The 6,063-nt window shown below is 66.6% G+C and carries 4 protein-coding genes and 2 rRNA genes; 2 read left to right on the forward strand and 4 right to left on the reverse strand.

Going from position 1 to position 6,063, the window contains the following annotated elements; all coding sequences use genetic code 11:
- Nucleotides 1-10: 10 nt before the first annotated feature.
- A complete protein-coding gene (locus V3B46_RS21415; protein WP_329892856.1) occupies nt 11-1,459 on the reverse strand; it encodes a S41 family peptidase in 1,449 nt (482 codons plus the stop codon).
- 108 nt (nt 1,460-1,567) lie between these two features.
- A complete protein-coding gene (locus V3B46_RS21420) occupies nt 1,568-2,767 on the reverse strand; it encodes a murein hydrolase activator EnvC family protein (protein ID WP_329892858.1) in 1,200 nt (399 codons plus the stop codon).
- 194 nt (nt 2,768-2,961) lie between these two features.
- Between V3B46_RS21420 and V3B46_RS21425 the strand changes: the two genes are divergently transcribed.
- Both V3B46_RS21425 and V3B46_RS21430 read left to right on the forward strand, forming a co-directional pair.
- A complete protein-coding gene (locus tag V3B46_RS21425) occupies nt 2,962-3,624 on the forward strand; it encodes a DUF4097 family beta strand repeat-containing protein (protein ID WP_154262041.1) in 663 nt (220 codons plus the stop codon).
- A gap of 86 nt (nt 3,625-3,710) precedes the next feature.
- Entirely contained in the window at nt 3,711-5,426 is a 1,716-nt protein-coding gene (locus V3B46_RS21430) for a M28 family metallopeptidase (protein WP_329892857.1), read from the forward strand.
- A gap of 265 nt (nt 5,427-5,691) precedes the next feature.
- Here the strand turns inward: V3B46_RS21430 and rrf (V3B46_RS21435) are convergent.
- Nucleotides 5,692-5,806: ribosomal RNA gene (gene rrf / locus V3B46_RS21435) — 5S ribosomal RNA — on the reverse strand.
- 134 nt (nt 5,807-5,940) lie between these two features.
- Nucleotides 5,941-6,055: ribosomal RNA gene (rrf, locus tag V3B46_RS21440) — 5S ribosomal RNA — on the reverse strand.
- Nucleotides 6,056-6,063 lie beyond the last annotated feature (8 nt).

Genomic DNA, 6,063 nt, shown 5'->3' on the forward strand with positions numbered 1-6,063 from the left:
GGCGCTACCCTCAGGGCTTGGCCGGGACGGGTGCGGGCTTCGCTTCCGGCTTTGCTTCTGGCTTTGCTTCTGGCTTTGCTTCCGGCTTCGCCGCAGCGGCCTTCGCAGCCTTGGCCGCATCCGCTTTTGCCGCTTCGGCCTTCAAGCGTGCAGCCACCGAACCCGGGTTCTTCAGCTCGGCCAGCGCGTCGTTGATCGGGCCATCGCCCGGCAGTACCGCACCGGCGTGATAGCCCTCGGTGCCTTCGTCGTCACCGCGCAGATGACCCGGCAGGGTCGCTTCGCTGTAATCGCTCAGGCTGGCCGGCAGTGCATCCTCGGCCGGCGTAGCGGCCGGCTTCAGTTCGACCTCCGGCACGATGCCCGTGGCCTGGATCGACTTGCCGCTGGGCGTGTAATAACGCGCGGTGGTCAGCTTCACCGAGTCACCGTTGTCCAGCGGCAGCACGGTCTGCACCGAGCCCTTGCCGAAGGTGCGGCTGCCAACCACGCGGGCGCGCTTGTTGTCGCGCAGTGCGCCGGCCAGCACTTCCGAGGCACTGGCCGAACCGGCGTCAACCAGCACCACCACCGGTGCGCCCTTCAGCAGGTCGCCCGGCGTTGCATCGAAACGTGCATCGCTGATGCTGATGCGGCCGCGGGTGCTGACGATGTTGCCCTTGTCGAGCAGGTCGTCGGCCACCTGCACGGCAGCGGTCAGCAGGCCACCCGGGTTGCTGCGCAGATCCAGCACCAGGCCCTTGAGCTGGCCTCCGGACTGCTTCTGCAGCTGCTGCACGTGCTTCTGGAAGTCCGAACCGGTGTCGGCCTGGAACGTGCTCAGGCGGATGTAGCCATAGCCCGGTTCCAGCAGACGGCTGCGCACGCTGGTCACGCGGATGGTCTGGCGGGTGAGGCTGACATCGAATGGCTTCGGCTTGCCTTCGCGCACGATGGTCAGCACCACCTTGCTGCCGGCCGGGCCGCGCAGCGGTTCGCTGGCATCGATCGCACTGATCGGCTTGCCGTCGATGGCGATGATCAGGTCGCCGGCAAGGATGCCGGCCTTGGCCGCCGGCGTGTCGTCGATCGGCGAGATCACCTTCATGCTGGCGTTGTCCGGCTGCTGCTGCAGCTCCACGCCGATGCCTTCGTAGGCGCCGCTGGCCTGTTCGTCGAAGGCCTGCGCGTCTTCCTTGTTGAAGTAGGTGCTGTGCGGATCGAGGTCGAGCAGCAGGCCACGCACCGCCGCCTGCATCAGCTTCTTGTCATCGACCGGGTCGACATAGGCGGCACGCACCGCGTTGTACACGGCCACGAAGCGGCGGATGTCCTCCAGCGGCACCTTCGAGGTCACCGCCTCCTCGCTGTTCGCTGCCTGCCCGTTGGTTTCCTGGCTCGGGGCGGGCGCGGTCTGCTGCGCCCAGGACAGCGCTGGCAACAGGGCCAGCAAGAGGGTGGCGGTACGGGCTGCGCGCATGGATCACTCCTGTCGACGGTGGCATGGTGCCCAAGGCACATGCACCGATTATGCGCGAAGCACAGCTAAATTCCCGTTGAATCCAGCCCGCACGTGGGGAGCCGGGATTCAGCGCCGCTGCAGCCAGCTGTCCGGATTCACCGGTTGCCCGCCACGACGCAGCTCGAAGTACAGCGCGGTGACTCCTTGGCCCCCCGAGTTGCCGACCTTGGCCACCGCATCGCCACGGCTGACCCGTGCACCGGCGTCCTTGAGCAGGGTGTCGTTGTGGGCGTAGAGGCTCATGTAGCCATTGCCGTGGTCGACGATCAGGATCATGCCGTAGCCGGTCATCCAGTCGGAGAACACCACGGTTCCGTCGGCCACGGCCGTGACGGTGCTGCCGGCCGGCGCGCCGATCAGTACGCCGCTGCTGGTGCGGCCATCGGGCAGCTTGCCGCCGTAGCGGGCCAGCAGGTTGCCGGACAACGGCCAGCCCAGGCCACCGACCTTCGGCGCAGGCGCGGACGCCACCGCCGGCGGAACCTTGGTGGGCGGCGGCGGCCGTCCCTGTGCCGCGGCCTGGCGTGCGGCACGTTCGGCGGCAGCCTTCTCCGCAGCCGCACGGCGCGCAGCCGCGCGACGCTCGGCCTCGGCACGGGCGGCGGCCGCACGCAGATTGGCCAGCAGTGTTTCCAGTGCCTTGGCGTCCTGGCCCAGCGCCTGTTCCTTCTCGCGCTGGTCCTTGAAGCGTTCGTCCAGCGAGGCAACGGTCTTTGCACGATCGCGGCGGTCGGCTTCCAGCGCCGCTGCCTGCTGCTTCTGGTCCTGCTGCGCCCCCTGCAGCTTCTGCTTGCGCTCGGCAATCTGTGCCTGCAGCGCTTCCAGTTCCTTCAGGTCGGCGGTCAGCGTGGTGATGCGCTGGGCCCGCTCGCGCTGCAGGTAGCGGTGGTAGGCCAGGGCTCGACTGGCATCGGCCACCGTGTCCTGCGACAGCAGCAGCTTCAATGGTGCGTGGTTGCCCAGCTGGTAGGCCGCACGCAGCAGGCCGGCCAGCTCGCGATGCTGCTGGGCGAGGTTGGCCTGCAGTGTGCTGCGGCGTTGTTCGGCCTCGGCCAGGGCCCTACCCTGCTCGCGCAGCGCAGCTTCCGTCTGCGCCAATGCACGGCCGGTGCGGGCTACCTTCTCATCTGCCTCGCGCAGCTGCTGCGAGGCCTGGCCGCGCTGGCCCTCGATCTGCCGGCGTTCCTGCGCCACGCCCTTCAGCTCACTGCGCAGTTTCTGCAGCTTGCGCTCGGTCTCGCGCGTGGTCTGCGCGGCACCCGGCATCGGCAATGCCAGTGCCAAGGCCAGCCCCAACAGCAGGCAGCGCCCGCCGCGAGCAGCGGCGATGTGATGTCGGCGTGATGGGAAGGCGTTGTTGCGCAAGGGCTTTCCAGTGACTTCAGGCAGTTGCAGGGGCTACCAGGGAATGGTGACATCTCCGCACGCGGCCTGCCAGCCGCACATCCATCGAGGTCCCCATGAAAGCTCTCTCCATTCCGCTGCTGTTGGGCGTACTGCTGGTCACCGGGCCAGTGGCAGCGCAGGAAAACATCAGCAAGGTCAACGGCAGCATCAGCGCCGAACCCGGCCAGCGCTACGGCAAGCTGGACACCGTCAACGGCGGCATCCGCGTCGGCGAAGGCGTCGAGACCGGTAGCATCGACACCGTCAACGGCGGGGTCAAGGTCGCCGATCGCGCGCGCACCGGCAAGATCGAAACGGTCAACGGCGGCGTACGCCTGGGCCGCGAAGTGATCGCCCAGGGCAGCGTCAGCACCGTCAACGGCAGCATCTTCAGCGATCGCGGCAGCCAGATCGAAGGCGGCGTTGAAACCGTGAACGGTGGCATCGGGCTGGTCGAAAGCCGCGTCGGCAACGACGTGGAAACCGTCAACGGTGACATCACCGTGGGCATCGGTTCGCAGGTCAAGGGCGGTGTGCACGTGCGCAAGCCGAACTTCAGCGTCTCGCTGACCGCCAGCCGCAAGCCACGGGTGATCATCGGTCCAAATGCCGTGGTCGACGGCCCGCTGCAGTTCGAACGCGAGGTGGTGCTGTACGTGCACCGCACGGCCCGCATCGGCCCCGTCAGCGGCGCCGAGCCGATCCCGTTCGACACCGAAACCGCTCCGGCGGACTGAGCACACCGCGCCCATCGGTTCGGTGATACTCGCTGTTACCGGTCGTACACGTGGTGCGGCCGCCCTTTGTTTTCCAGGAATCGACGATGCCCCGCAAACTCCTCCTGTGCCTGGCCGCTGCGGCCGCGCTCAGTGCCTGCAAAGGCGAAGACACTCCGGCGCCCGCGCCGGCCACCGACACCGCCGCTGCCAAGCCCGCGGCCCATGCGTTCTCGCCGGAGATCAACGCCGGCGACTTCGCCGAGATGGTCAAGACGCTGGCTTCGGATGAATTCGAAGGCCGCGCCCCGGGCAGCAAGGGCGAGGAACTGACGGTCAACTACATCCGCGACCAGATGCAGCGCATCGGCCTGCAGCCCGGCAACGGCGACAGCTGGTTCCAGGATGTGCCGATGACCGAGACCACGGCCGACGAATCGACCGTGCTGAAGATCACCCAGGGCGGCAAGACCACCGAGCTGAAGTTCGGTACCGACATGGTGGTGGGTACCCGTACCGGCCAGGCCGAGGTGAAGGTCGATGCCAGCGACCTGGTGTTCGTCGGCTACGGCGTCGACGCGCCGGAGCAGAAGTGGAACGACTACGCCGGCCAGGACTGGAAGGGCAAGACGGTCGTCATGTTCGTCAACGATCCGGGCTTCCATGTTGATGACGCGAAGCTGTTCGACGGCAAGCGCATGACCTATTACGGCCGCTGGACCTACAAGTTCGAGGAGGCCGCGCGCAAGGGTGCCGCTGCCGCGCTGATCGTGCACGACACCGCCGGCGCGTCCTACGGCTGGGATGTGGTGAAGAACTCCTGGGCAGGCCCGCAGTACGACCTGCCGGCGAAGGATGACCCGGAAGCCCGCATTCCGGTGCAGGGCTGGCTGAGTGCCGACGCTGCCAGGGCGCTGTTCGCCGGTGCCGGCCTGGACCTGGCGCAGGCCTACAAAGACGCCAGCAAGCGCGGCTTCAAGCAGGTGCCGCTGAAGGCCACCGCTGCGGTCGATCTGAAGAGCCAGATCGCGCAGAAGCAATCGCGCAACGTGGTGGGCGTGCTGCCGGGCAGCAAGCGTGCCGACGAGGCCGTGCTGTACATGGCGCACTGGGATCACCTGGGCAAGCACGAGGGCGAGACCGGCGACAACATCTACAACGGCGCGGTCGACAACGCGACCGGCGTGGCTGGCATTCTCGAAGTGGCCGAAGCAATGGCCCACCAGGAGCCGAAGCCGGAGCGTTCGGTGGTGTTCCTGGCGGTGACCCTGGAAGAATCCGGCCTGCTGGGCTCGAAGTACTACGTTGCCCATCCGACCTTCCCGCTGGACAAGATCGCCGGTGTGATCAACATCGACGCGATGTCGGTGGCCGGCCGCGCCAAGGACGTGACCGTCACCGGCTTCGGCAGCTCGGAGCTGGAAGACATCCTCAAGCCGCTGGCTGCGGCCCAGGACCGCACCCTGCATGGGGAGACCTCGGTGCAGAGCGGCTTCTACTTCCGTTCGGACCACTTCAACTTCGCCAAGGCAGGCGTGCCGGCCCTGTACGCCGATGGCGGCGAGGACCTGCGCGACGGTGGCGTGGACGCGGGCCGCAAGGCCGCAGCGGACTACGGCGCCAACCGCTATCACGGCCCGAAGGACGAGTTCGACGCGGCCACCTGGAAGCTGGACGGCACCGTCGAAGACCTGCAGCTGATGTACGGCGTCGGCAAGGAACTGGCCGGTGGTGATCGTTGGCCGAACTGGTACGAAGGCAACCCGTTCAAGGCTGCCCGCGACGCGATGATGAAGGACAAGGCAGCGGCTGCGGCGAAGTAGGGTCGAGCTTGCTCGACTGAGTACTGAAGCAAGCCAAGGCGGCGCCCGCAAGGGCGCCGCTTTTTTGTATGTGTGATCGCGCCCTGCAGTTGTAGATGCCAACCTTGGTTGGCGCCGTGGTTCCATGCAGAGAGCATCCACGCATGGCGTGGATCTACCGGGCGATGTAACGCCGTCGGGTTGCCGGCCAGCGGACGGCACTACCCGCACTTTCTGCGCACAAAGAAAAACCCCGCTGCGTGAGCAGCGGGGTTTTGGGTGTAAACCCTGGCGATGACCTACTCTCGCATGGCTTGAGCCACACTACCATCGGCGCAGCTGCGTTTCACTTCCGAGTTCGGGATGGGATCGGGTGGTTCCACAGCGCTAATTTCACCAGGGAGACGGTTGCAGCAGCGCTTGCAGCGCCAGCTTCGCGATCTTGCCCGTGGGGCGGAAGGTACCCGGAAAATGCAGTGCCTTCACTTAATAAGAAAAACCCCGCTGCGTAAGCAGCGGGGTTTTTGGGTATAAACCCTGGCGATGACCTACTCTCGCATGGCTTGAGCCACACTACCATCGGCGCAGCTGCGTTTCACTTCCGAGTTCGGGATGGGATCGGGTGGTTCCACAGCGCTAATTTCACCAGGGAGGCGGT

Origin of the sequence: Stenotrophomonas sp. SMYL11 (assembly GCF_036320005.1) — a bacterium.
Classification (GTDB): domain Bacteria; phylum Pseudomonadota; class Gammaproteobacteria; order Xanthomonadales; family Xanthomonadaceae; genus Stenotrophomonas; species Stenotrophomonas maltophilia_A.

Coding starts and splice junctions, on each gene's coding strand:
- V3B46_RS21430 (WP_329892857.1), top strand. CDS start 3,711: ATGCCCCGCAAACTCCTCCTGTGCCTGGCCGCTGCGGCCGCGCTCAGT.
- V3B46_RS21415 (WP_329892856.1), bottom strand. CDS start 1,459: ATGCGCGCAGCCCGTACCGCCACCCTCTTGCTGGCCCTGTTGCCAGCG.
- V3B46_RS21420 (WP_329892858.1), bottom strand. CDS start 2,767: ATGCCGGGTGCCGCGCAGACCACGCGCGAGACCGAGCGCAAGCTGCAG.
- V3B46_RS21425 (WP_154262041.1), top strand. CDS start 2,962: ATGAAAGCTCTCTCCATTCCGCTGCTGTTGGGCGTACTGCTGGTCACC.